This window comes from Amycolatopsis sp. NPDC004625 (assembly GCF_040609695.1).
Lineage (GTDB): Bacteria > Actinomycetota > Actinomycetes > Mycobacteriales > Pseudonocardiaceae > Amycolatopsis.
Genome location: NZ_JBEXKX010000006.1, coordinates 220181 through 245471 on the forward strand (window position 1 = coordinate 220181; position 25291 = coordinate 245471).

Annotated in this window: 22 protein-coding genes; 11 read left to right on the forward strand and 11 right to left on the reverse strand. The window is 70.6% G+C overall.

Going from position 1 to position 25291, the window contains the following annotated elements:
* Positions 1–91: 91 nt before the first annotated feature.
* The 3 genes from ABZW17_RS09365 to pdhA are packed head-to-tail and all read right to left on the reverse strand — an operon-like array spanning position 92 to position 3634.
* On the reverse strand, positions 92–1420 hold the full coding sequence (locus ABZW17_RS09365; RefSeq protein WP_354811371.1) for a dihydrolipoamide acetyltransferase family protein: 1329 nt from the start codon (positions 1418–1420) through the stop codon (positions 92–94).
* Between the two features lie 16 nt (positions 1421–1436).
* A complete protein-coding gene (locus ABZW17_RS09370; protein ID WP_354811373.1) occupies positions 1437–2429 on the reverse strand; it encodes an alpha-ketoacid dehydrogenase subunit beta in 993 nt (330 codons plus the stop codon).
* On the reverse strand, positions 2429–3634 hold the full coding sequence (gene pdhA, locus ABZW17_RS09375) for a pyruvate dehydrogenase (acetyl-transferring) E1 component subunit alpha (RefSeq protein ID WP_354811375.1): 1206 nt from the start codon (positions 3632–3634) through the stop codon (positions 2429–2431). Before pdhA ends, ABZW17_RS09370 begins: the two co-directional genes overlap by 1 nt.
* 371 nt (positions 3635–4005) lie before the next feature.
* Between pdhA and ABZW17_RS09380 the strand changes: the two genes are divergently transcribed.
* Complete coding sequence (locus ABZW17_RS09380) at positions 4006–5424, forward strand: M20/M25/M40 family metallo-hydrolase (protein ID WP_354811377.1); 1419 nt, start codon at positions 4006–4008, stop codon at positions 5422–5424.
* Here the strand turns inward: ABZW17_RS09380 and ABZW17_RS09385 are convergent.
* Positions 5421–5981 carry a TetR family transcriptional regulator gene (locus tag ABZW17_RS09385; protein WP_354811379.1) on the reverse strand — a complete coding sequence of 187 codons (561 nt, stop codon included), beginning with the start codon at positions 5979–5981 and terminating at the stop codon, positions 5421–5423. The two genes, ABZW17_RS09380 and ABZW17_RS09385, sit on opposite strands and share 4 nt — an antisense overlap.
* Before the next feature lie 81 nt (positions 5982–6062).
* Between ABZW17_RS09385 and ABZW17_RS09390 the strand changes: the two genes are divergently transcribed.
* The gene (locus ABZW17_RS09390; RefSeq protein ID WP_354811381.1) at positions 6063–7064 is read left to right on the forward strand and encodes a saccharopine dehydrogenase NADP-binding domain-containing protein; all 1002 of its coding nucleotides are present in this window, start codon (positions 6063–6065) and stop codon (positions 7062–7064) included.
* On the opposite strand, the gene ABZW17_RS09395 is transcribed toward ABZW17_RS09390, so the two are convergent.
* Genes ABZW17_RS09395 through ABZW17_RS09405 form a run of 3 tightly spaced genes read right to left on the reverse strand, consistent with a single transcriptional unit; the run spans position 7061 to position 10516 of the window.
* A complete protein-coding gene (locus tag ABZW17_RS09395) occupies positions 7061–7903 on the reverse strand; it encodes a transglutaminase family protein (RefSeq protein ID WP_354811383.1) in 843 nt (280 codons plus the stop codon). The genes ABZW17_RS09390 and ABZW17_RS09395 overlap by 4 nt on opposite strands.
* Positions 7900–8847: an alpha-E domain-containing protein gene (locus ABZW17_RS09400; RefSeq protein WP_354811385.1), complete on the reverse strand. Its 948-nt coding sequence runs from the start codon at positions 8845–8847 to the stop codon at positions 7900–7902. The genes ABZW17_RS09395 and ABZW17_RS09400 overlap by 4 nt, the downstream gene beginning before the upstream one ends.
* A gap of 10 nt (positions 8848–8857) precedes the next feature.
* Positions 8858–10516: a circularly permuted type 2 ATP-grasp protein gene (locus tag ABZW17_RS09405; protein WP_354811387.1), complete on the reverse strand. Its 1659-nt coding sequence runs from the start codon at positions 10514–10516 to the stop codon at positions 8858–8860.
* 138 nt (positions 10517–10654) lie between these two features.
* Here ABZW17_RS09405 and ABZW17_RS09410 point away from each other — a divergent pair, with 138 nt between their 5' ends.
* The 5 genes from ABZW17_RS09410 (at position 10655) to ABZW17_RS09430 (ending at position 16799) form a co-directional block, all read left to right on the forward strand.
* Positions 10655–11590 (forward strand): ABC transporter substrate-binding protein, encoded by a 936-nt coding sequence (locus ABZW17_RS09410; RefSeq protein ID WP_354811389.1) that lies wholly within the window; start codon positions 10655–10657, stop codon positions 11588–11590.
* 15 nt (positions 11591–11605) lie between these two features.
* Positions 11606–12538, forward strand: a complete 933-nt coding sequence (locus ABZW17_RS09415) for an amino acid ABC transporter permease (protein ID WP_354811391.1) — start codon at positions 11606–11608, stop codon at positions 12536–12538.
* Positions 12535–13308 (forward strand): amino acid ABC transporter ATP-binding protein, encoded by a 774-nt coding sequence (locus ABZW17_RS09420; RefSeq protein ID WP_354811393.1) that lies wholly within the window; start codon positions 12535–12537, stop codon positions 13306–13308. The genes ABZW17_RS09415 and ABZW17_RS09420 overlap by 4 nt, the downstream gene beginning before the upstream one ends.
* A gap of 56 nt (positions 13309–13364) precedes the next feature.
* Positions 13365–15668, forward strand: a complete 2304-nt coding sequence (locus ABZW17_RS09425; protein WP_354811395.1) for an oxidoreductase — start codon at positions 13365–13367, stop codon at positions 15666–15668.
* Between the two features lie 660 nt (positions 15669–16328).
* Positions 16329–16799, forward strand: a complete 471-nt coding sequence (locus ABZW17_RS09430; RefSeq protein ID WP_354811397.1) for an SRPBCC family protein — start codon at positions 16329–16331, stop codon at positions 16797–16799.
* On the opposite strand, the gene ABZW17_RS09435 is transcribed toward ABZW17_RS09430, so the two are convergent.
* Positions 16789–17364 (reverse strand): hypothetical protein, encoded by a 576-nt coding sequence (locus ABZW17_RS09435; RefSeq protein ID WP_354811399.1) that lies wholly within the window; start codon positions 17362–17364, stop codon positions 16789–16791. The genes ABZW17_RS09430 and ABZW17_RS09435 overlap by 11 nt on opposite strands.
* Positions 17365–17517: 153 nt before the next feature.
* Here ABZW17_RS09435 and ABZW17_RS09440 point away from each other — a divergent pair, with 153 nt between their 5' ends.
* From ABZW17_RS09440 to ABZW17_RS09450, 3 genes are read left to right on the forward strand one after another with little or no spacing between them, the layout of a single operon-like run.
* Positions 17518–19329 carry an NHL domain-containing thioredoxin family protein gene (locus ABZW17_RS09440; protein WP_354811508.1) on the forward strand — a complete coding sequence of 604 codons (1812 nt, stop codon included), beginning with the start codon at positions 17518–17520 and terminating at the stop codon, positions 19327–19329.
* Between the two features lies 1 nt (position 19330).
* The gene (locus ABZW17_RS09445) at positions 19331–19663 is read left to right on the forward strand and encodes a co-chaperone GroES (RefSeq protein ID WP_354811401.1); all 333 of its coding nucleotides are present in this window, start codon (positions 19331–19333) and stop codon (positions 19661–19663) included.
* A gap of 29 nt (positions 19664–19692) precedes the next feature.
* The gene (locus ABZW17_RS09450) at positions 19693–21771 is read left to right on the forward strand and encodes a VanW family protein (RefSeq protein ID WP_354811403.1); all 2079 of its coding nucleotides are present in this window, start codon (positions 19693–19695) and stop codon (positions 21769–21771) included.
* 4 nt (positions 21772–21775) lie between these two features.
* Here the strand turns inward: ABZW17_RS09450 and ABZW17_RS09455 are convergent, their stop codons facing one another.
* Entirely contained in the window at positions 21776–22483 is a 708-nt protein-coding gene (locus ABZW17_RS09455) for a leucine-rich repeat domain-containing protein (RefSeq protein ID WP_354811405.1), read from the reverse strand.
* Positions 22480–23319 carry a helix-turn-helix transcriptional regulator gene (locus ABZW17_RS09460; RefSeq protein ID WP_354811407.1) on the reverse strand — a complete coding sequence of 280 codons (840 nt, stop codon included), beginning with the start codon at positions 23317–23319 and terminating at the stop codon, positions 22480–22482. Before ABZW17_RS09460 ends, ABZW17_RS09455 begins: the two co-directional genes overlap by 4 nt.
* Before the next feature lie 111 nt (positions 23320–23430).
* Here ABZW17_RS09460 and ABZW17_RS09465 point away from each other — a divergent pair, with 111 nt between their 5' ends.
* Positions 23431–24846, forward strand: coding sequence for an MFS transporter (locus ABZW17_RS09465; protein WP_354811409.1), 1416 nt, complete (start codon positions 23431–23433; stop codon positions 24844–24846).
* 63 nt (positions 24847–24909) lie between these two features.
* Here ABZW17_RS09465 and ABZW17_RS09470 read toward each other — a convergent pair whose 3' ends face one another.
* Complete coding sequence (locus ABZW17_RS09470; RefSeq protein ID WP_354811411.1) at positions 24910–25185, reverse strand: GlsB/YeaQ/YmgE family stress response membrane protein; 276 nt, start codon at positions 25183–25185, stop codon at positions 24910–24912.
* Positions 25186–25291: the final 106 nt, after the last annotated feature.

Genomic DNA, 25291 nt, shown 5'->3' on the forward strand with positions numbered 1-25291 from the left:
GTGTCATGCCACCAGTGTGCGGAGTGAGCGCTCACTCCGTCAAATGAGAAAACGTGAGGGCCGCCCGAAGACGGCCCTCACCTGCGGAAACTCAGTACGTCATGGCCATCGCCGGGTCGGCCAGGAGAGCGCCGACGTCGGCGAGGAACTCCGAACCCTGCTGGCCGTCGACCACGCGGTGGTCGAAGCTCAGCGACAGCTGGAGCACCTTCCGGACCTTGATCTCGCCGTCCACGACCCACGGCTGGTCCTTGATCGCGCCGAGGCACAGGATCGCGGACTCGCCGGGGTTGATGATCGGCGTACCCGTGTCGACGCCGAAGACGCCGACGTTGGTGATCGTGATCGTGCCGTTCGCCATGTCCGCCGGGGACGTCTTGCCCTCGCGAGCCACGTCCGTGAGCTGCGTCAACGCGACAGCCAGCTCCTTCAGCGACATCGCGTCGGCGTCCCGGACCTTGGGCACGATCAGGCCGCGCGGGGTGGCCGCGGCGATCCCGAGGTGCACGTAGTCCTTGAAGACGATCTCCTGCGCGGCCTCGTCCCACACCGCGTTGATATCCGGCGTGCGCTTCGCCGCCAGGCACACGGCCTTCGCCGCGAACGTCAGCGGCGTGACCTTGACCCCGGCGAACTCGCGCGACTTCTTCAGCTTCTCGCGGAACTCCATCATCGGCGTGACGTCGATGGTCAGGAACTCCGTGACGTGCGGAGCGGTGTACGCGCTCTGCACCATCGCGGCCGCCGTCATCTTGCGGACGCCCTTGATCGGCACGCGCCGCTCGCGGGAGCCGCTGTCTGCCACAACGGGCGCGACGACCGGAGCTCCGTTGGCGGCCCGTTCCACGTCCTCGCGGGTGATCACGCCACCGGACGCGGTCCCGGTGAGCGCGTGCAGGTCGACGCCGAGGTCCTTCGCGAGCTTCCGCACCGGCGGCTTTGCCAGCGGGACGTACCCACCGCGCGGAGCAACCGGAGCCGGAGCAGGCACGGGCGCCGGAGGAGCAGCGACGGCGGCAGCGGCAGCGGGAGCCGCCGGAGCAGCACCCTTCCGGGCCCGCCGCTGCGTGACGACGGCCTTCGAGCCGTAGCCGACCAGCGGCTTCATCTCCTCTTCCTCGGCCGGAGCCGAAGCAGGAGCAGCAGCGGCAGGCGCGGGTGCGGCAGCGCCACCCGGGTCGACGTCGATGGTCAGGATCGGCGTCCCGACCTCCACCGTCTGACCCGGCTCGACGTGCAGCTCCGTGACGACCCCGGCCCACGGGATCGGCAGCTCCACGGCGGCCTTCGCGGTCTCGATCTCGACCACGATCTGGTTCACCGTCACGGTGTCGCCCGGCTTCACGTGCCAGGACAGGATGTCGGCTTCGGTCAGCCCCTCCGCCGTGTCGGCCAGGGGAAACTGTTTGTACGTGGGCATTGCGCGGATATCCCCCTTACCAGGCGAGCGAGCGGTCGACGGCGTGCAGCACCCGGTCCAGGTCGGGGAGGTAGTGCTCCTCGAGCTTGGCCGGCGGGTACGGCGTGTCGAACCCGGTCACCCGGAGGACGGGCGCTTCCAGCGAGTAGAAGCACTCCTGCTGGACGCGCGCGGCGATCTCCGACGTCAGCGACGACTCCGACGGCGCCTCCGAGAGCGCGATCAGCCGTCCGGTCTTGCGCACCGACTCGAACACCGGGCCGAGGTCCAGCGGCGAGAGCGTGCGCAGGTCGATGACCTCGAGGGACTTGCCTTCGTCCTCGGCCGCGGCGGCCGCGTCGAGGGCGACCTTCACCGACGGGCCGTACGCGACCACGGTCGCCGTCGTGCCTTCGCGCACGACCTGCGACGAGAAGCACGGGACCGGGGTTCCGGCCACGTCGATCTCCGCGCGCAGCGCACCCGAGTGGTACAGCCGCTTCGGCTCGAAGAACAGCACCGGGTCGTCGGACTTGATCGCCTGCTGGATGCCCCAGTAGGCGTCGACGGCGTTCGAAATCGACACGACCTTGAGGCCCGGGATGTGCGCGAACAGCGACTCCGGCGACTCCGAGTGGTGCTCGACCGCACCGATCCCGCCGCCGAACGGCACCCGGATCACGACCGGCATCTTGATCTTGCCCTGCGTCCGGTAGTGCAACTTCGCCAGCTGCGAGGAGATCTGGTCGAAGCCGGGGAAGATGAAGCCCTCGAACTGGATCTCGCACACCGGCCGGAAGCCGCGCACGGCCAGGCCGACCGCGGTGCCGATGATGCCGGACTCCGCCAGCGGCGTGTCCAGCACGCGCTGCTCGCCGAAGTCCTTCTGCAGGCCGTCGGTGATCCGGAAGACGCCGCCGAGCTTGCCGACGTCCTCGCCCATGATCAGGACCTTGGGGTCCTCTTCCATCGCGCGCCGCAGGCCCTGGTTGAGGGCCTTGCCGATGGTGAGTTTCTGGAGGTCGGTCATCAGTGCTCACCCGCCGATACGAAGCCGTCGAGGTAGGACAGGAACTCTTCGCGCTGCGCGTCCAGCACCGGGTTGCCCTCGGCGTAGACGTTGCTGAAGATCCGCTCCGGCGGGGGTTCCGGCATGTTGAACGTGTACTCGCGCAGGTCGGCGGCGAAGGCGTCGGCCTCGGCCTGGACCTGGTCGAAGAAGTCGTGGTCGGCGCCGCCGTTGCGGGCCAGGAACGCCCGGACGCGCTCGATCGGGTCCTTGAGCTTCCACTCCTCCAGCTCGTCGGAGAGCCGGTAGCGGGTGGGGTCGTCGGTCGTCGTGTGCGCGTCCATCCGGTAGGTGAACGCCTCGATCAGGACCGGTCCGTTGCCGTGCCGGCACTCGTCGAGCGCCCAGCGGGACACCGCGAGGCAGGCCAGGACGTCGTTGCCGTCGACGCGGATGCCGGGGAAGCCGTAGCCGCGGGCGCGCTGGTACAGCGGCAGGCGCGACTGGCGCTCGGTCGGCTCGGAGATCGCCCACTGGTTGTTCTGGCAGAAGAACACCAGCGGCGCGTCGTAGACGGCGGCCCAGACGAACCCTTCGTGGACATCGCCCTGCGAAGTCGCTCCGTCACCGAAGTAGCAGATGGTCGCTTCGCCGTCGTCGTCGCCGACCTTGCCCTCGAACTTCTGGCCCATCGCGTAACCGGCGGCGTTGAGCACCTGGTTGCCGATCACGATGGTGTACGGGTGGAAGCCGGTGCCCTGGTAGTCCCAGCCGCTGTGGTCGGTGCAGCGGAAGATGCCCAGCAGGTCCTTCATGTCGACGCCGCGCGTGTACGCGACGCCGTGCTCGCGGTAGCTGGGGAATGCCATGTCGCCGGTCTTGAGGGCCCGGCCGGAGCCGATCTGCGCGGCCTCCTGGCCGAGCAGCGGGACCCAGATGCCCAGCTGGCCCTGGCGCTGCATGGCGTTCGCTTCGCGGTCGGCCCGCCGGACCAGCACCATGTCGCGGTAGAGGCCGCGGAGCGCTTCGGCGTCGATGTCGTCGACGTACTTGTCGAACTGGGGCGACGGAACCCGTTCGCCTTCGGGGGTGAGCAGCTGAGTCAGCTCAGCGCCACCTTCGCTCGTCGCTCGCAACCCGGCGATCACCTGCTCGGGGGACGGCTGGGCCGCTACCGCGGCCGGCCCGTCGCCGGGCTCCGGGTGCGTCCACTGTTCGGACGGCATGCGCAGTACTCCTCGGTGTCGGTGCCTCTGGCGGCCGCTTGTGGCGACCACAGCGACTGCACCGGCGGGGACCAGCGCGTCGGGTCCGAAGCGCTCAGTCACCGTCGGCGTTGACGGTTCACGCGGACATCCTGGCACGAAGGTCGTCGTCGTGGTGAGACGCGGTTGCTGATTTGTTGCTGAGAAACCCGTGCTGAACAGGGGAAACGCTAGGAAGCCCGAGCGTCGGAACTACGAGAGTTGGGGATCACCGCCAGCGCTCACCAGGCTCGTGAGTGGTAAGGCGCGTTCTAACCCGCCTTACCACTCACGAGGCGTGAGGCGGAGCTGTGATGTGCGGCACTGTCGTACCCCCGTGGCACGATGGCGGTGTGGAGCAGAAATCCGTGCGTGAATCCGTCGTGTCGTCGTGGACCAACGACGTCATCCCGAGCCTGTCCGGGCTGGTGGCGATCCCCGCCTTGTCCCCGGCCTTCGACGCCGAGTGGGCGAAGAGCGGGCACCTGGCCGCCGCCGTCGAGCACGTCCGCGAGTGGATCGCCGGGCGTGACCTGCCCGGCGCCACCCTCGAGGTCGTCCGGCTCGAAGACCGGACCCCCCTGCTGCTCGTCGACGTCCCGGCGACCCCGGGCGCGGCGGACAAGGGCACCGTCCTGATGTACGGCCACCTCGACAAGCAGCCCCCGGTGGGCGGCTGGTCCGAGGGCCTCGACCCGTGGACCCCGGTGATCCGCGACGGCCGGCTGTACGGCCGCGGGTCGGTCGACGACGGCTACTCCGGCTACGCGGCGACAACGGCGATCGAAGCCGTGCACGCGGCCGGCGGCGAGCACGCCCGGATCGTGCTGCTGCTGGAGACCGGCGAGGAGTCCGGCAGCCCCGACCTGCCCGCCTACGTCGAGCACCTGGCCGGCCGCATCGGTGACGTCTCGCTGGTGGTCTGCCTCGACGCCGGCGGCAGCGACTACGAGCGGTTGTGGCTGGTCACCAGCCTGCGCGGGATGCTGCACCTGGACGTCACCGTGCAGCTGCTGGGCTCGGCGCAGCACTCCGGCGTCGCTTCCGGCGTCGTCGCGAGCTCGTTCCGGATCCTGCGGCACCTGGTCGAGCGCCTCGAGGACAGCGAGACCGGCGAGCTGCTGCTGGACGAGCTCAAGGTCGAGGTCCCGGCGAACCGGCTGTCGGAGCTCAAGGCCGTTTCGCAGGACTTCCCGGAGGCGTTGTCGAAGGCGTTCCCGCTGGTCGAAGGCGGCCGCGTGATCACCGAAGACGCGCTGGAGCTGATGCTCAACAACGCGTGGCGCCCGACGCTGTCGGTGATCGGTGCCGACGGCTTCCCGAAGCCCGCCGACGCCGGCAACGTCCTGCGCGAGAGCACAACGTTGACGTTGAGCTTCCGCCTCCCGCCGACGGCCGACGCCGAGAAGGCGCTCGAAGCCGTGAAGCGCGTCCTGACCACCGACGTCCCGTACGGCGCGAAGGTGACCCTCGACTCGCCGCAGGCGGAGAACGGCTGGAACGCACCGACCGAGTCGCCGTGGCTGACGACGGCCCTGCGCACGGTCAGCGACGAGGTGTTCGGCCGCCCCCACCGCGCCACCGGCATGGGTGGCTCGATCCCGTTCATGGGCCTGCTCTCGCGGAAGTACCCGGAGGCGCAGTTCCTGGTCACCGGCGCGTGCGGGGCCGACTCGAACATCCACGTGCCGGACGAGTGGCTGCACCTGGACTACGCGCAGCAGGTCACCGAGGCCGTCGCGCACATCCTGGACGCGCACGCCCGCGGCTAGCGGCAGGCTTCCCGGAACGCCGCGGCGGCCGCGTCGAGGTGGACCGGGAAGCTCTCTGCGCCGTCGGCGTCGATCCAGCGGTCGAACGCGTCGCCGAAGATGATCGCCGCGACGTGCGCCGCCGGTTTCGCCAGCTCGGGCGGTGTTCCCCGCTGCCCGAGCGCGTCTCGGATCGCTGTCGTGATCGCCGCGCCCTTGCTCCGCTCGCGTTCGCGGAGCTCGGGCGTGGCCGCGATGACCGCCCGGCGTTCGGGCGACGGGTCGACGAGCTGCGTCACCTGCGTGCCGACCTCGGCCAGCGCGGCGAGTGCCGTGCGCAACGGCGACTCGCCTTCCGAGGCGGCGAGCACGGCTTCGGCGACCGCGGGCGGTAGCTGCTCCGCGCCTGCGAAGAGGACTTCGCGCTTGTCGGGGAAGTAGCGGAAGTACGTGCGGCGCGTGATCCCCGCGCGCTCGGCGATCTGCGTGATCGTCACGGCGTCGTACCCGTGCTCGGCGTACAGCTCCAGCGCGGCTTTCCGCAGCCGGTCCGCGGTCCCGGGATCCCATCTGGCCACGGCACACCCTAACTGACGTCTCAGTGTGTCATCACATGCTAGCCTCGGTGATGACACACTGAGACGTCACTGGAGGAAGCCATGGAGATCTGGGTACTCGGCGCCCTGGGCCGCACCGGCCGGGCCGTCACCGCCGAACTCGAGCGCCGGGACGTACCGGTCGTGCTGGTGGGCCGCACCCGGGACCGGCTGGCGGCGACCGGCTCGAAGTACGTCGTCGCCGACGGTGCCGACGCCATCGCGGCCGAAATCCGGCGGCAGCGGCCGGCGGTCGTCATCAACACGATCGGCGAGTACGCGGCGACGGCCCCGGCGATCGCCCGCGCGGGCCTGCCCGGGGGCCACTACCTCGACCTGGCCGCGGACCTCGTCGCCATCCCGCGGCTGCTCGACCTGCACGAAGAGGCCCAGGCCGGCGGCAGCACGTTCCTGACCGGGGTCGGCTTCGGCGTCCTGGCCACCGAGGCCGTCGTGGTGAAGCTGTGCGAAGGACGGCCGACGCCGGCCACCGTGCGGGTCGACGCGCTGGCGTCCGTCGCCGTCGAAGAAGGCGCCGTCGGGGTCTCGCTGGCCGCCAGCATCGTCGACGCCCTCGTCTCGGCCGAGCCCGGCGCGGCCCCGAGAACCATCGCCCTGCCGGACGGCGAATCGGTGACGGCGGCGGGTGCTTCCTCGGGCGAGCTGCTCGCCGCCCGGCGCGCGAGCGGCACGCCGGACGTCACCGTCTACTCCGGACTCGCGCCGGTCTCGCCGCTGGTCCGGGCACTGGTGCCCCTGCTCGGCCGGCTGGTGGCGATCCCGGTCGTGCGCCGGTTCGCCGTCCGGCGGCTCGCCGCGGTCCGCACGAAGCCCGCGCCACGCCCGCGCACGCATTCGTGGGGCCACGCCGTCGTGACCTGGCCCGACGGCACCACGCGCGAAGGCTGGCTGTGCGCGGGCGAGGCCATGGACTTCACCGCGGCGGTCGTGGCCGAAACCGCGGTCCGGCTCGCCCGCGGCGAAGGCAAGCCGGGCGCGTACACGCCGGGGGCGGCGTTCGGCGCCGGGCTGGCCGAGGCCGCGGGCGGCACCTTCCTGCTCTAGGCCAGCCGGGTCAGGTGCACCGAGACGTCCAATGTGGACTGCCCGCCACCGGTGAAGATCCCCTTCAGCGGCGCCACGTCCGCGTAGTCCCGGCCCATCGCCACCCACACGTGCCGCGGCCCGACCGGGATCGCGTTCGTCGGGTCGTAAGCCCACCAGCCGCCGGTCCAGACGTCGACCCAGGCGTGGGACTCGCCTTCGACGACCTCGCCGAGCTTCGCGTCCGGCTTGGTGTGCAGGTACCCCGACACGTACCGCGCCGGGACGCCGATCGCGCGCAGCATCACCAGCGTCACGTGCGCGAAGTCCTGGCACACGCCTTCACGCGCCTGCCAGGCGTCCGTCGCCGTCGAGTGGACGCCGGTCGTGCCCGGCTGGTACTTGAGCTGCTGGTTCACCCACTCGCACACGGCCAGGACCGCGTCCGCCGGGTCCAGGCCGGTGCGCAGGGCGCGGGCCTCGCGCGCCAGCGTCGTGTCGTGCGGGGTGTAGTCGGTCGGGGTCAGGTACTCGGTGCGGTGGTCGATCACCGTCTCCGACCGCAGGTCCTTCCACGACGCCGTGCGGATCGGCTCGGCCTCGTCCGCCGTCTCGACCACCGACGTCGCCAGCACGGTGAACTCCGTGTGCGGCGCGTGGAGGTCGAACGACGTCACGACCGTGCCCCAGTAGTCGGTGTACCGGTAGGCGCGGGTGGCCGGGGTCGTCTCGATGCGCGTCGCGACCGTCGTCTGGCGGCGGTCCGAGCGCGGGGTCAGCCGGGCCTCGTTGTAGGACTGCGTCGCCGGTGTCGCGTACCGGTACCCGGTCCGGTGCGCCACCCGCAGCTGCCACGTCACAGCGAAACCTCCGCGCCACTCCACGCCACCCACGGCGACGTGCTGAAGTACTGCATCGAGACCGCTTCCCCGATCTCCTTGATCGACGTCTGCAGCGCGCCGAGCCGCCGCGGCAGGTCGGTGAGCAGCTCCGACGGGCGGAGGAACTCGAGCTCGCTGCGGGCCCGGCCGAGCTCGCGCAGCGCCTCGGACTTCTCGTTGCTGCGCGCGCCGCCGCCGGGGTCGAGCCGCTGCAGGCACTCCTCGGCCTGCCGCAGCGCGTGGAACACCGAGCGCGGGAACAGCGTGTCGCGCAACAGGAACTGCACCACGCGGCCGGCGTCCAACGCGCCCCGGTACGTCCGCAGGTAGGTGTCCTGGGCGCCGGCCGAGCGCAGCACGGTGATCCAGCCCGGTGAGGACGCGCGGTCCGCGACCCGCGAGAGCAGCAGCCGCACGACCATGTCGGCGCGTTCGATCGAGCGGCCGAGCACCATGAACAGCCAGCCGTCGTCGCGGCTCATCGTCGAGTCCGCGAGCCCGGCGAACATCGCCGCGCGCTCCTCGACGAACGACAGGAACGCGTGCGGGCCGGCGCGGCGGGCGTAGCGCTGCCGGTCGGGCACCGCGTTCCACGTCGCGTTCAGGCATTCCCACAGCTCGGTCGAGACGACTTCGCGGGCGCCGCGCGTGTTCTCGCGCGCGGAGTTGATCGAGCCGACGATCGACGCCGGGTTGTCCTTCCCGTACGCCACCAGCTCGGTCAGCTTCCACACGTCGAGGTCCTGCGTGCCGGCCGGGTCGATGCCCAGCACGGCCAGCAGCTGCCGGCTGGCGTGGTCGGGGTCGACGGTCGCGTCTTCCAGCAGCTGGTGGACCGAGACGTTGAGGATGCGGGAGGTGTCGTCGGCGCGTTCGACGTACCGGCCGATCCAGTACAGCGATTCCGCGTTGCGTGCCAGCATTCGAACCTCCCTAGCTCTGCTGTTGCTGCTGCTGTTGCTGGGACGTCGACAGCTCGGGCCCCTGCTCGGCGACCAGGCCGTCCACAGTGGACATCACGCCGAGTGCCGGCTGTTCCAGCTCGCGCTCGGCGGTCGACGCCCGGGACGCCAGCACCCAGGTGTCCTTCGAGCCGCCGCCCTGCGAGGAGTTGACGACGAGGCTGCCCTCCGGCAGCGCCACCCGGGTCAGCCCGCCGGGCAGCACGAAGATGTCCTTGCCGTCGTTGACGGCGAACGGCCGCAGGTCGACGTGCCGCGGCGCCAGCCGGTCCTCCACCTTCGCGGGGACGGTCGAGAGCTGGACCACCGGCTGCGCGATCCAGCCGCGCCGGTTCGCGCGCACCTTGCGCCGCAGCGTCGCCAGCTCCGCCGGTGTCGCCTCCGGCCCGAACACGATCCCGTAGCCGCCCGAGCCCTCGACCGGCTTCACGACCAGCTCGTCGAGGTGGGCCATGACGTGGTCGAACTCGTCCGGCAGCCAGCACCGGAAGGTGTCCACATTGGGCAGCAGCGGCTTCTCGTTCAGGTAGTACTTCACCATCTCCGGCACGTAGGTGTAGACGAGCTTGTCGTCGCCGACGCCGTTGCCGATGGCGTTCGCGACCACGACGTTGCCCGCCCGGGCCGCGTTCAGCACGCCGGCCACGCCGAGCACGGAGTCCGGCCGGTAGTGCACCGGATCGAGGAACTCGTCGTCGATCCGCCGGTAGATGACGTCGACCTGGCGTTCACCCTCGGTGGTCCGCAGGTAGACGACGTTGTCGCGGCAGAACATGTCCCGGCCCTCGACCAGCTCGACGCCCATCAGGCGGGCCAGCAGCGAGTGCTCGAAGTACGCCGAGTTGTAGACGCCCGGGGTGAGCACGACGACGGTCGGGTCGGCGACGTTCGCCGCGGCCGCCGCGCGCAGCGCCCGCAGCAGGTGCGACGCGTAGTCGCCGACCGGTCGCACGCGGTGCTGCGCGAACAGGTCCGGGAAGACCCGCGCCATCGTGCGCCGGTTCTCCATCACGTACGACACCCCGGACGGGTTGCGCAGGTTGTCCTCCAGGACGCGGAACGTGCCCTCTTCGTCACGCACGAGGTCCACTCCGGACACGTGGATGCGCACGCCGTTCGGCGGGTTGATGCCGAACGCCTCCCGCTGGAAGTGCTCGCACGAGGTGATCAGCCGCCGCGGCAGCACGCCGTCGCGCAGGATCTGCCGGTCGCCGTAGACGTCGGCGAGGAACGCCTCCAGGGCGCGGACGCGCTGGGCGACACCGCGTTCGAGCTTCGTCCACTCGGCCGCCTGGATCACCCGCGGCACCAGGTCCAGCGGGAACGGCCGCTCCTGCCCGGACAGCGAGAACGTGATGCCCTGGTCGACCATCGCCCGGTCCAGCGCGAGCGACCGCGAGTTCAGGTCGTGCGCGTCGAGCGCCGCGATCGACTCGTACAGCGCGCGGTACGGGCCGCGGACCGTGCCGTCGGCGGCGAACATCTCGTCGTAGGCGCCCGCGTGCGGCCGCTCCGGCGAGAGGTAGCCGTCGAACCGGGCCCCCGGCCGGGTGATCCGGCTGGTCGTCGCCTTCCTCGCGCGTCGACCGGACGGGGGCAGCCGGGGCGGGGTCGCGTTCATGGTCGACATCCTCGCTCACCGTGCGCTCCCGACGCGACACTCGCGCGCTCCTCTAAACATCGCTGTAACTTCACGGTGCTGTGCTTTGGTATGGATGAGTGGCAATATGCGTGCTCTCAGAACCTGAGAACTACGAGGAGTGACGACGTGGCCCGAGGAACCCAGCTCAAGGCGATCGCCCTGCTGCCTGCGTTCGCCCTGGTCGGCTTGACCGTGGCGTGCGGCGCGGGAGGGAGCGGCGCGGGCAACGTCGGCTCCAGCAGCTCCGCTGCCCCGGGCACCGGATCGGGTGACGTGGGCGCGGTCGCCAAGGACGACGCGCTGGCCGCCATGGTGCCCGCCGACGTGAAGTCCGACGGCAAGATCGTGGTCGGACAGGACCAGAGCTACCCGCCGAACGAGTTCGTCGACGGCGGCAAGCCGGCCGGCTTCGACGTCGACCTCGGCACCGCCATCGGCCAGGTGCTCGGCGTCCAGATGGACTTCCAGAACGCTGCCTTCGACGGCATCATCCCCGGCATCGGCGCCAAGAAGTACGAGCTGGCGATGTCGTCGTTCAGCATCAACGCCGAGCGCCTGCAGTCGGTCGACATGATCTCCTACTACAGCGCGGGCACCTCGCTGGCCGTGCTGAAGGGCAACCCGGACGGCCTGAAGGTCGACGACCTGTGCGGCAAGAAGGTCGCCGTCCAGAAGGGCACCACGCAGGTCGAGGACCTGGACAAGAAGAACGCCGCCTGCACCGGCGCCGGCAAGCCCGCCATCGAGGTGACGCAGCTGCAGGCCCAGACCGACGTCAACCTGGCCCTCACCGCCAAGCGCGTCCAGGGCGAGCTGGCCGACTCCCCGGTCATCGACTACGCGGTCAAGCAGACCAACGGCCAGCTCGAGTCGGTCGGCACGCCGTACGACACGGCGCCGTACGGCATCGTGCTGCCCAAGAACAGCGGTGACTTCGGCAAGGCCGTCCAGGGCGCGATCCAGAAGCTGATCGACAGCGGCGCGTACAAGAAGATCCTGGACAAGTGGGGCCTCAACGCCGCGGGCGCGGTCACCAAGTCGGAGATCAACCCGGCTTCCTGAGATAGGACGTAGTTCGTGAGTTCCTCCGAAGCGCCTCCCGACGAGGCGCCGATCGAAGCCGAGCCCATCAAGGCCGTCCCGGTGCGCCACTACGGGCGCTGGGTGGCCGGGGTGGTCATCCTCTTCGTCGCGTTCATCGTGGTCCGCAGCGTGATCACGAACGACGCCCTGCAGTGGCCGGTCGTCGGCGACTACCTGTTCGACGACCGGGTGCTGCGCGGCCTGCAGAACACCCTGATCCTGACCGTGATCTCGATGCTGATCGGGATCGTCGGCGGCATCCTGCTGGCCGTGATGCGGCTGTCCCCGAACCCGCTGACCTCGGGCGCGGCGGGCATCTACATCTGGCTGTTCCGCGGCACGCCGCTGATCACGCAGCTGGTGATCTGGAACTTCCTGGCGCTGGCCTACCCGCGCCTCGGCCTGGGCATCCCGTTCGGGCCGGAGTTCGTCAGCTGGGACACCAACCAGCTGATCACGCAGTTCACCGCGTCGCTGCTCGGCCTCGGGCTCAACGAAGCCGCGTACATGGCGGAGATCGTGCGGGGTGGCATCCAGTCGGTCGACTCGGGCCAGCTGGAAGCGGCGAGCGCGCTGGGCATGAGCCGGACGAAGACGCTGCGGCGGATCATCCTGCCGCAGGCGATGCGGGTGATCATCCCGCCGACCGGCAACGAGACGATCTCCATGCTCAAGACGACGTCGCTGGTCGTGGCGATCGGGTACTTCGAGCTGATGGTCGCGGTGCAGACCATCTACTCGCAGAACTACAAGACGGTCCCGCTGCTGATCACGGCGGCCGCCTGGTACCTGTTCATGACGTCGGTGCTGACCCTGATCCAGATCCAGATCGAAAAGCGGTTCGCGCGCGGGACCTCGCGGGACGTGGTCCAGCGGCAGGGCTGGGCGGCGCGGATGTTCAGCCGGGGTGGAGGGAACGTCACATGACGCCCGTGGTGTCCGCGCAGCGGATCTACAAGAGCTTCGGCAGCGTCCACGTCCTCAAGGGCATCAACCTCGAGGTGCACGAGCGGGAGGTGCTCTGCCTGATCGGGCCGTCCGGCTCGGGCAAGTCGACGCTGCTGCGCTGCATCAACCACCTCGAGAAGATCGACGCCGGCCGGCTCTACGTCGACGGCGTGCTGGTGGGCTACCAGCAGCGCGGTGACAAGCTGCACGAGCTGCGCGAGAAGGAGGTGGCGATGCAGCGCAAGGACATCGGCATGGTGTTCCAGCGCTTCAACCTCTTCCCGCACATGACGGCGATCGAGAACGTCATGGAGGCGCCGATCCAGGTCCGGCGCGAGCCGAAGGCCCAGGTGCGGCAGCGTGCGCTGGACCTGCTGGAGCGCGTCGGCCTGGCCGACAAGGCGAAGAACTACCCGGCGCAGCTGTCCGGCGGGCAGCAGCAGCGGGTCGCGATCGCCCGGGCGCTGGCGATGGAGCCGAAGCTGATGCTGTTCGACGAGCCGACGTCCGCGCTGGACCCGGAGCTCGTCGGCGACGTCCTCGGCGTGATGAAGCAGCTCGCGAAGGACGGCATGACCATGGTCGTCGTCACCCACGAGATGCAGTTCGCGCGCGAGGTGGCGGACAAGGTCCTGTTCATGGACGGCGGGGTCGTCGTCGAAGAGGGCCCGCCCGAGCGGGTCATCGGGAGCCCGCGCGAGGAGCGGACCAAGTCGTTCCTGGCCCGGGTGCTCAACCCGAACGCCTGACGAAAGCCGGGTGGATTCGCTAGTTTGAAAGAGGGTGGCGGGAGGGGGCCGGCGTTTTGACGACCGAAAGCGCGTTGCCCCCGCTCGACCCGTTCGCCGGCATCCCGGACCGCCGTTACGAGGTCAAGGCCTCTGAACTGCTGAAACCGGGCAACGCGGGCCTGATGCGCTGGCGGCGGCAGGCCACGAACGCCCCGATCGTGTACGTCGAGGACGCCTACATCACCGGCACGCTGGACTTGCGGGCCGCGGACCTGAAGTACCTGTTCCGGTTCGAGCGCTGCCGGTTCGAGCAGCCGCCGGACGTGCGCGAGGCGAACCTGCTGGGCCTGGTGTTCCGCAAGTGCTGGCTGCCCGGGCTCAAGGCCCGCAACATGCGCAGCCGCAACGACGTCCGGCTGATCCGCAGTGTCGTGCAGGTCGACGGCGACGTCCGCGAGATCGAGGAGACGACGGTCCAGCGCGGCGACGACCGCGAGCGTGGCATGCCGAACGCCGCGGTCAACCTGACCGACGCGGTGATCGAGGGGTCGATGGTGCTGACCCGCACGGTGATCTCCCACCCGCACGGCAAGGCCATCCAGGCCGACCGGCTGGTGCTGACCGGCGCGTTGCTGGCCTACCGGATGGTCGCGAACGGCGAAGTCCGCCTCCCCGGCCTGCGGACCGGCGGTAACGTCAACTTTTCGGGCGCCACGCTGAACAACCCGGACGGCTTCGCGCTCAACGGCAACGGCCTGCACATCGGCGGCAGCCTGCTGTGCGAGGTGGACAACTACGGGCCCGCCAGCCAGCGCAAACGGTTCTCCGCGACGGGGATCATGTACCTGCCGAGCGCGACGGTGGACAGCGACATCTCGCTGCGCGAGGCCAAGCTGACGGTGTCCCAGCACGGCCCGATCGCCGTCGACGCGTGGAAGTCGAACGACCCGTACCTGGACCCGCGCCCGGCGCTGGTCGCGGACCGGATGCGCGTCGACGGCAACGTCGAGCTGTCCGACGGCCTCCAGGCGCTGGGCACGTTGCGCATGGTCAACGCCCGCATCGGCGGCTCGCTGCGCCTGGCCGGCGCGGAGATCCGCGTCGAGCGCGGCAAGACGGTCCCGTACTACGACCGCGCGCTGCACCTGGACGGAACCGAAATCGGCGGCGACATCGAGGCGACGAGCCTGCGCGTCCCGGCGGGCCAGCTGCGCCTGGCCGACGTCACGGTGGGCGGCAACTTCCTGGCCTGGAACTCGATGTTCCGCCACCCCGGCCGCGACGTGTTCTCGGCCCGCCGGTCGAAGATCGCGGGCAACTTCCAGCTGACGGACGCCACGATCCACGGCACGCTGCGCCTGCAGGGCGTGGACGTCGGCGGCAGCATCAACCTGGCGGGCACCAGGCTGACGGACCCGGGCCGCCGCGCAACCAGCAGTTATTCCCTCGACGTCCGGACGGGCCGGGTCGGCCGCGACCTGACCCTGCGCGACAACAACGGCCGCCCGTTCGTGGCCGAGGGCGGCGTCAACCTCGACGGCGCCCAGGTGGCACGCCGAGTGGACCTGCGCGGCTCGCAGCTGGGCTCCTTCCCGCCGTTCAACGTGGCCCTCGACGCGGGCGACGTGGCCTCGGACGAGTTCATCCTGACCCCGAGCGCACCCCCGGCCGGCCGAGTGGTGCTGCGCCGCGCGCACTGCGGAACGTTGAGCGACAACAACCAGTTCTGGGAAGCTTCGGCGGGCATCGAGCTGGAGGACTTCCGCTACGACGCGCTGAAGAAGGGAATCCCCCTCGACGACGACAAGGCGCTGGACGAGCGGATAGAGATGCTCCGCAAGGCCATGCGCGGCTACCGCCCGGGCCCGTACGACCAGCTGGCCCACATGCTCCGCGCGGCGGGTAACGAAGAGCACGCGTCGACGGTGGCTTTGCGCAAGCAGCAGTTCAGGTACGAGGCTTTGGCGCGTGGTTTCAAGTTCTTCGGCCCGGGAGTAAGGCTGTGGAGCTGGCTCCAGCGATCGATGGTCGGCTACGGCTACCGCCCGGTCCGCGCGCTGGGCTGGCTGCTGACCCTGCTGGTGCTGGGCAGCCTGTGGTTCGGCCTGGGTTCGGACGACTGCATCCACGACAAGTCCGGCAGGTACATGGTCAACGGCGACCGCTGCGTGGTGAACCAGCAGGACACGGGCCTGCAGTGGAACCCGGTGATCTACACGGCGGATCTGCTGGTCCCGATCGTGGACTTCGGCAACAAGTCACGGTGGTACATGCACGGAACGGACAACTGGGTGGCGGCGGGGTTCACGGCGTCTGGCTGGATTCTGGCGACGACCGTGGCGGCGGGTGTGAGCCGGATGTTGCGCCGGGAGAGCTGAGCAGCCCCCGTTTTCCACGGTAGCGGAGGGGACCGACGGTATCGGTGGCCTCGGAGGGGGTTGTCCACAGGTGCGGTTGGGTGCCGGGGGTTGTGTACAGCCGCAGGCGGACCGGCGGCGGGTGTGTGGATCGGCGGGTCGGTGTGTGGGTTGGCGCTGCGGACCGGTGGCCGGCAGCGGAAGGTGACCAACGACGTCACCAGGCCTCCCCCGCCCCTCATCCCAGCTGTCCCTTCAGTCGGCGGTCGGGTTTGTCAAGGCATCTTTCCCGCCTTGACAAACCCGGGCGGCGGCTGAAAATCCCGCCGGAGGGGCGGGGGAGGTCGGACCCGCACCCTGCCGCGGCAGAGCTGAGCCACCGCAGAGCTGAGTCTCGGCGAAAAGACAAAAGAATGTCCTCGCCGGACGGGCAGGCTCCGGGATGACCCTTCGTGCCGCTGTCATCTCACCTTGGAGAGGTGGGCCGCTGGGTGGTCATCCCGTCGCCTCATTGAGGCCTATCACTTTGAGCCGGGCCCGCAACCTCGCGCTGTCACCTCTGGCCTGGTCTGTGTGTTGCGGGCCCGGCTCAAAGTGATTTGACGGCCTCAGGCGACGGGATGACCACCCAGCTCCTCCATGGGGCGAGACAGGCCGCCGCTGCCGACATACCCTCAGTATGTGAATGCACCCACCGCCACCGGGCGGATTGAGATCGACGCGACTCCGCATGCCGTCTACGACCTGGTCAGCGACCCCGGGAAGCTCTCCCGCCTCGCTGAGGAATACGCCGGTTACCGCTGGGTCGGTGCCCTCCAAGGGCCCGCCGTTGGTGCTCGGTTCCGTGGGCGCAATCAGCGTGGCTTTCGTCGCTGGAGCACCCTCTCCACCATTACCGACGCGGATGCCGGGTGCCGGTTCGGCTTCGAGGTCACCTCCGTTGGCGGGCTGCCCGTTGCGCGGTGGCAGTACGACTTCGAACCCGTTGGTGACGGCTGCGTCGTTGTCGAAAGCATGTGGGAACGGCGGCCGACCTGGTTCAAGGTTGCCACCTCCACTGTCACCGGTGTCTGGGACCGTGAACAAACCAACACCGCCAACATTGCCGCCACCTTGAGCCGGCTGAAGCGGGCCGCTGAGGCTAGTCGATGAAGCGGGACCAGAACGGTATGTAGCGGGGGCCGTCTGGTGGGGCCGTGCTGATTCCGCCCGTTGCGAACTCGCGGTGCAGGTAATCGCGCAGGTCGGAGCCGTACACGATGATGTCCGTCTGGTACACCGACAGCACCGGGTACCCCGCCGTGTCCGGGAGGCCCGGCAGGTAGCGGTGCCCGCACACCGGCACCAGCTGTGGCACGCCGGCCAGGCGGTGGCGGGCCTCGCGGACCGCGTCCTCCGGGCCGACCGGGCGCGTGCCCCAGTCCGGGAGCCAGAACGAGTTGTGCTCGACGTCGTACAGCACGCCGTCGACTGGCCATGCCAAACGTTTGCGCAGCTGGTCCGCGTTACCGCAGCGCCAGTCGGGCCAGCGGTCGCCGATCGGGACGCCCGCGGACAGGAACGTCCGGTGGTCCGCTGCGAAGCGGAAGCCGAACCGGTGCTCGACGTCGTCGAGCTCGGCTTCGCTCAACCCCGGGCGCACCGGTTCCCGGAGGTTCTCCTGCAGGTGCCGCGCCTCCTCCGGAGTGAGGGCGCCGGCCGGTTGGACTGGGGTCATGAGCCGAGCCTAAGCGGCGGCTCACCCGCACGCCCGTCCTTTTTCCACCACCCACAAGGGGTGAGTTTGTTCTCTCATCGGGCGGACCGCGGAACAGAGCGTGAACGCGTGTAGTTCACTCATGCCGTGACTTCCCCACGACCGCAGAGCCGCGTGCGCGCCCCCGAGCTGCGCGGTGACGTCTGGCTGAACACCGGCGGCCGCCCGCTCACCCTCGTCGAGCTGCGTGGCCGCGTCGTGCTGCTGGACTTCTGGACCAGTGGCTGCATCAACTGCCTCCACGTGCTCGACGAGCTGCGCCCGCTGGAGGCCGAGTTCGCGGACGTGCTGGTCACGATCGGTGTCCACTCGCCGAAGTTCCTGCACGAGGGCGAACGCGCGTCGATCGAAGCCGCGGTCCGGCGCTACGACGTGCACCACCCGGTCGTCAACGACCCGCAGATGGAACTGTGGTCGCAGTACGCGGTCCGCGCGTGGCCGACGCTCGTGGTCGTCGACCCCGAGGGGTACGTCGTGCACGTCGCCGCCGGTGAAGGGCACGAAGAGGCGCTTCGTCGCGTCATCGCCGACCTGGTCACGAAGCACGAAGCCAAGGGGACGCTGCGCCGCGGCGGCAGCCCGTACGTGCCGGTCGAGGAGCAGCCCGGCGAGCTGCGGTTCCCGAGCAAGGCCGTCGCCACGGCCGAAGGACGCGTGCTGGTCGCCGACACCGGGCACCACGCGATCGTCGAGTTCGCTTCGGACGGCGAGACCGTCATCCGCCGCTTCGGCAGCGGCGAGCGCGGCGGGCAGGACGGTCCGTTCGACATCGCGACGTTCGCCGAGCCGTCGGGCATCGCGCTGCTGCCGTACGACGTCGCCGAGCGCGTCGGTTACCACGCCGTGGTCGCCGACACGGCCGGGCACCGGCTGCGCGGCCTCGACCTGATCACCGGCGAGGTGACGACGGTCGCCGGCACCGGCGCGCAGTGGCGAAACGGGCCGGACGCCGGCAAGGGTGCCGAGGTCGACCTCACCAGCCCGTGGGACGTCGCCTGGTGGGGCCCGGCCGGCGGGATCGTCGTCGCCATGGCGGGCAACCACACGCTCAGCGTCTTCGACCCGGTCGGCGGCACGATCCGCCGCTTCGCCGGGACGACCGTCGAGGGCCTCCGCGACGGCGATGTCAGCGAAGCGTTCTTCGCGCAGACGTCCGGCTTGGCCGTCGACGGCGACAAGCTGTGGCTCGTCGACGCGGAGACGTCGGCGTTGCGCTGGATCGAGCCCGACGGCGAGTCGTTCACCGTGCAGACGGCGATCGGCGTCGACCTCTTCTCCTTCGGCCACACCGACGGCCCGGCCGACAAGGCGCTGCTCCAGCACCCGCTGGGCTTGGCCGTGCTGCCCGGCGACAAGATCGCGATCGCCGACACCTACAACGGTGCTGTCCGCCGCTTCGACGTCTTCACCCGCGAGGTGACCACGATCGCCACCGGGCTCGCCGAGCCCCAGGGCCTGCTGCTGCACGACGGCGAGCTGCTGGTCGTCGAGTCGGCGGGCCACCGGATCGGCCCGCTGCCGGCCGCCGAGCCGACGGTCGTGGCCGGCGACGCGCACGCCGTGCGCCGCCCGCCGACGGTGCTGGCGCCGGGCGAGATCGACTTTTCGGTCGTGTTCACGGCACCGCCCGGCGAGAAGCTGGATGACCGGTTCGGCCCGTCGACGCGGCTGGAGATCAGCGCGTCGCCGCCGTCGCTGCTGGTCGACGGCGGCGGTACCGGCACGGACCTGAGCCGCAAGATCCGCCTGGCCGCGGGCGAAGGCGTGCTGCAGGTGGTGGCGCAGGCGGCCAGCTGCGATGACGGCGGCGAGCACCCGGCGTGCCGGATCACCCGGCAGGACTGGGGCGTGCCGGTGCGGCTGGAAAGCGGCGGGGCTCGGGAATTGAGTCTGGTCATGGCCGGTGAACCGCGGACTGCCGAGTAACATGCAGGCCGTGTCTGACGGGCCGAAACTCGAAATCCAGATGCTGCACGACCGGGTGCTCGTGCGGCTGTCGCCGGAAGAGGGGGAGCGCCGCAGCAGCGGCGGCATCGTGATCCCCGCGACGGCGCAGGTCGCGCGCCGCCTGGCCTGGGGTGATGTACTGGGCGTGGGCAACAGTGTGCGGAACGTCAAGGCGGGCGACCGCGTGCTGTTCAACCCGGAGGACCAGCTCGAGGTCGAAATCCAGGGCGAGGGGCACCTGGTGATGCGCGAACGCGACATCCACGCGGTGGCGACCGAGCGGACCGAGCACGGGACGGGGCTCTACCTGTAGGTCGGGTCGGGTCCCCGGGAGGCAGGGGCGTGGCGGACGAAGAGGTGACCGAGGGCGCGGACACACGCGAACTCGAACGCGGCGGCACGGACGCACCAGCCGAGCCCGTGGCGCCGGAGGCTACCCCGGCGGAGCCGGCCATCGAGGCTCCGAAGCCGGCGGCTGAGCCGGTGGCCGGGGCCGAGGAAGACCCCGGGCCGTCGGTGACCGCCGTCGAGATCGCTCCCGTGTTGCCGCCGGTCTGGCCCGCCGTCGAACCCGATGTGCCCGCCAAGCCCGCCGCCGCCAAACCCGCCGCCACCGGGACCGCCGTGGCCACCGATCTCTTTCCCGATGATCTGCTCGGCGAACTCCTCGAAACCCCGGCCCCACCGCCCGCTCCCGACACTCCCGCGCGGAAGCTGCGCAAGGGCGTCGCCCGGACCATGATGGCCATCGGGCTCGCGCTCGGCCTCTTCGTCATCCTCTACGCCATCGATCTCGCCGTCAGCGCCGGCGATGTTCCGCGCGGGGTGACTGTGGCCGGGATCGATGTCGGAGGGCTTTCGCACGCCGATGCCGAAGCCAAGCTGCGGCGGGAGCTCGAGCCGCGGCTGATCCGGCCCGTTGCCGTGCGGGGCGGGGACGTGCAGGCCGAACTCGTGCCCTCGCAGTCCGGGCTCGGGCTCGACTGGCCGAACACCCTCGGGCTCGCCGGGCACCAGCCGCTCAGCCCGATCACGCGGATCATGTCCTTCTTCACCAGCCGCGAGGTCGGGGTCGCCACGCGCACCGACCCCAACCGGATCAGCGACGCCCTGCGTGAGCTCGCCGAGGGCAGGCTGAACCACCCCGCCACCGAAGGCTCGGTCGGGTTCGCCCCGATCGCCGGCAGCGATGGCGGTGTCACGCCCTTCCCGATCCTGCCGCGGCAGGGTCAGCAGCTGACCGATCTCGCCGGCGCCGTGCACACCGTCACCGACCACTGGCTCGACCCCGGCGGGGTCAAGCTCGCCATGGCGGTCACGCCCGTGAAGGCGACCGCGGCCGGCGTGCAGGCCGCCTACCAGCAGATCGTCGTGCCCGCCGTCGCGAAGCCGGTCGTGGTCCACGGCCAGGGCAAGGACGTCCCGCTGAAGCCGGCCGCCATCGCCTCGTCGTTCCAGTTCGCCGCGGTCGAGGGCGGGGCCGTCGAGGTCCGGATCGACCAGGGCAAGCTGCAAGCCGCCCTCAAGGACGACCTCGCGAGCACCGAGACCGACGGCAAGGACGCGCAGATCGTCTTCAGCGGCGACCAGCCCACCGTCGAGCCCTCCGAGGACGCCCGCAAGGTCGACTGGGAGAAGACCTTCCTCCCCCTGATCGACGTGCTGAAGAAGACCGGCGAGCGCGATCTCCCGGTCGTCTACAGCGCGTCGGCGCCCAGCGTGACCACCGACGCCGCCAGTGCGCTCGGCATCAAGGAGGTCATCGGCGAGTTCACCACCGGTGGCCTGGCCGGCCCGGCCGCGACGAACAACCAGACCCTGGCCGCCCGGGTGTCCGGCACCATCGTCAAGCCCGGCGAGACCTTCAGCCTCGGCGGCCGCTCCGGGCCGCGCACCGCGGACGCCGGCTACGTGCCCGCCCCGGTCGACGAGGACGGCACGGGCGCGGACGTCGTCGGTGGCGGTGTCTCCCAGCTGGCGTCCACCTTGTACAACGCCGCCTACCTCGCCGGCCTCGCGGACGCCGGCCACCTGGAGCACGACCACTACCTCGACCGCTACCCCGCGGGCCGCGACGCCAAGGCCGTCAACGCCGACGGCAGCCCGGTCGAGCTCAAGCTGACCAACGACGCGGCGACCGGCATCGCCATCCAGGCCACCGTGTCCGGCGACTCGGTGACCGTCCGGATCTGGGGCACCCGGCACTTCCGCGTCGAGGGCCAGACCGGCGCGCAGACCCCCGGCGAACCACCCCCGATCCAGTTCGGCTCCGGTGGGAGCGGCCCGTGCCGGCCGTCGATCGGCTCGTCCGGGTTCAGCGTCACCGACACGCGCGTGCTCTACGACATCGCGAGCGGCACCGAGGTCAGGCGGACGTCGCACACGGCGACCTACGGTCCGCGTCCGACCGTTCTGTGTTGAGTTGTCAGCGAAGGACCATGCAACCAGCCTCCTCGAAGTCGCGCAGCCAGACCGGCTCCCGGAAGTGCTTGTTCCACCGCAGATCCAGTTTGTCCAGTTTGGACAGACGCGCGAGCGACGCCGGCAACGTCGTCAGCGCGTTCTCCCGCAGGTCCAGCTGACGCAGCTCACTCAGCGAGCCGATCGACGACGGCAGCGCGGTGAGCCGGTTGCCGCGCAGGTGCAGCTCCCGCAACGCGCTCAGCGAACCGATCGACTCCGGCAGCGCGGTCAGCTCGTTGCGGTAGAGCCGGAGTTCGCGCAGCGCCGCGAACCCGGAGAGGTCCGCGGGCAACGCCGTGAGCCGGTTGTCCGTGCACCCCAGGTACCGCAGCTTTCCCAGCCCGCACCAAGCGTCCGGGACCTTCGTCAGCCGGTTGTCGCTGACGTACAGGTACTCGGTGAGCCCGGCCAGCTCACCCAGCTCGTCCGGCAGCGAGTCGAACCGGTTGTGCGCCAAGTCGAGCGTGTGCAGCGACGTCAGCGCCGAGATCCCCGGCGGCAGCGCGGAAATCCGGTTCGCCGCGAGGTTCAGCACGCGCAGCGACGTCAGCGACCACAGTGACTCCGGCACCTCCGGAATCGAGTTCTTGTACAGGTCGAGCCGGGTGACCTCGGATGGCACCGAAGGCACCGACGTCAGCCCCTGATCGCTCAGATCGAGTGCCGTCACGACGACCTCCGAGTCCGCGGCAGCAACGCCCACGTCGAGGCGTTGTCCGGAGTGGACACCTGGATCCGCAGGCCCGGCGCCTCCGACACGGCCAGCTCGGTCAGCCGGAAGTGCATCCGGCCCGCCCGAGGGTGCTCGAACTCCCGCAGCCGCGGCCGCGGTTCGGCCACCTCGTGGCGCGCCCACAGCCCGGCGAACTCGGGGCTCAGCGCCGACAGCCGCCGGATGTCCTCCTCCCACGACGGGTCGCCGACGTGGCTGCCGTACTCGGCGCGCATTCGCGCGACCATGTGCGGCACCTCGTCGTCGTAGTTCAGCAGGAAGCTCCGCGCGTTCGGCTCGGTCACGCAGCACCACAGGAGGTTCTTGTGCAGGCACGGCAGGCTGTGCCACTCCCAGAAGAGGTCCTCCTGCGCCGCGTTCGACGCGAGGACGTCGAACCGGCCGTTGACCACCGTGGCCGGCAGCGGATCGAGCGCGCGCAGCACCTCGCGCACCGCCTCCGGCACCTCCTCGACCGACGACGGCAGCCGCGACGGCGTCAGCTCCGCCAGCCGGTAGAGGTGCTCCCGCTCGGGGTGGTCCATCCGCAGCGTGCGCGCCACGGCGTCGAGCACCTGCGAGCTCGCGTTGATCGGCCGCCCCTGTTCGAGCCACGTGTACCAGGTGACGCCGACGCCGGCGAGCAGCGCGACCTCCTCCCGCCGCAACCCGCTGGTGCGGCGGCGCACGCCGGGCGGCAGCCCGACCTCGGCCGGGCCGATCCGCGCCCGGCACGCCTTGAGGAACTGGCCGAGTTCCTCCCGGCGGCTGGCGTGGACCTGCGTTGACGTCATGCCGGACATGGTGCCCGAGGGGTACGACAATTTCGGGACAAGCAGGTGTTCCCGGTACCAGCATCAGCAGGCTCTCTCCGCCCGCAACCGCCGAACCCCAAGGTCGGAGCCATGACTTTGACCACCGATGCCCAGGCCACCCCGGACCGGGCCGCGCGGCCGGACCGGCGGCCGTGGTTCATGCTGGCCGTCCTCCTGCTCGGCCAGTTCATGGCGCTGCTCGACGTCACCGTCGTGAACGTCGCCATGACCGACATCCGCACCGACCTGCACGCGTCCGGCGCCGCGCTGCAGCTCGTCGTCTCCGGCTACACCGTGGGCTACGCGATGCTCCTGATCACCGGCGCCCGGCTCGGCGAGCTGTTCGGACGGCGACGGCTGTTCGTCACCGGCGTCGTCGCCTTCACCGTCTGCTCGCTGCTGTGCGGCTTCGCGCCCGACCCGGTGACGCTGATCGTCGCGCGCATCGCCCAGGGCGCCGGGGCCGCGCTGATGATGCCGCAGGTCATCAGCGTCATCCAGGCCCAGTTCACCGGCCCCGCGCGGGCCAGGGCGCTCAGCGCGTACACCGCGGTCATCTCGGTCGCGTTCGTGGCCGGCCAGGTCCTCGGCGGGGTGCTCGTCGGCGCGGACCTCTTCGGCGCGGGCTGGCGGCCGATCTTCCTGGTGAACGTGCCGATCGGCGTGGTCGTGGCCGTGCTCGCCCTGCGGCTGGTCCCCGGCGGGGCGGCCAAGGCGGGCCGCCGGCTCGACCTCGCCGGGCTCGCGATCGCCGTGCCCGCGGTGGTGCTCGTCGTGCTGCCGCTGGTCGTCGGGCACGAAACCGGCTGGCCCGCGTGGACGTTCGTCTCGCTCGCGGCCGGTCTGCTGCTGGCCGTGCTGTTCGTGGTCGTGGAACGCCGGGTGCGCGACCCGCTGGTCAACCTGGGCGTCCTCGAGGTCCGCGGGGTCGCCCCGGGACTGGCCGCCCTGGCCACCGGCGTGGCGTCCTACGGCGGGTTCCTCTTCTGCGTGGCGTTGCACCTGCAGGCGGGCCTCGGGGAGACGGCGCTGGCCGCCGGCCTCACCATGGCGCCCGGCGGCGTGGTCTTCGGCATCTGCGGCTTCTTCTGGAACAAGCTGCCGGACCGCGTCCACGCGGCGCTGACGCCGCTCGGTTACGTCGGATCGGCGATCGCGTACGCGCTGCTGGGGCTGAGCCTGCGGGACGGCGGCAAGGGCGGCGCGCTGTTCTTCGCCGCGCTCGTGCTGTTCGGCCTGTCCATGGGCCTGGCGTTCGGGTCGCTGATGGCGCACGCCCTCACGCACGTCCCGCTCGCGAGTGCGGCGGACGCCAGCGGTCTGCTCACGACGACGTTGCAGCTCGGCCAGGTCGTGGGGGTGGCGACGTTCGGGAGCCTGTTCCTGACGCTCGCCGGCGGCTCGTCCGCGCACGCCATCACCACGACGATGCTCTGGGCCGCGGCCCTGCTGCTGGTGGGCGCCGGGTTCGCCGTCGCGCTCGCGCGGGCCTCGACCGGGCGGTAGCCACGAAAAACGGCCCGGCCGGTTCACCCGAAGGTGGACTGGCCGGGCCGAGGTTCGTGGGGATTACCTGGTTACACCGCGACGGCCGTAGGCGCCCGCGGCGATGCTGACACCGATCGCGGCCAACACGACCTGGGTGAGGATCTCCAGCCAGTCGATGCCGTTGGTGTCGGCGTACCCGAGACCGCGCGCGATCGCCGTGCCGATGAAGGCGGCGATGATACCGATCACGATGGTCAGCCAGATCGGGATGTTCTGCTTGCCGGGAGCGACCAGCCGGCCCAGAACACCGATGATCAGCCCGACGATGATGGCGCTGATGATGCCGGCGATAGTCATCGACTTTTCTCCTCTCGGTGGTCGCGGGTCCGGCCACTCGGTCCCGCGAGCTCGCAGACGGAATTCCCCGGCGGTATGCCCTCGAAACGCCGAAGGGCCCCTTCCG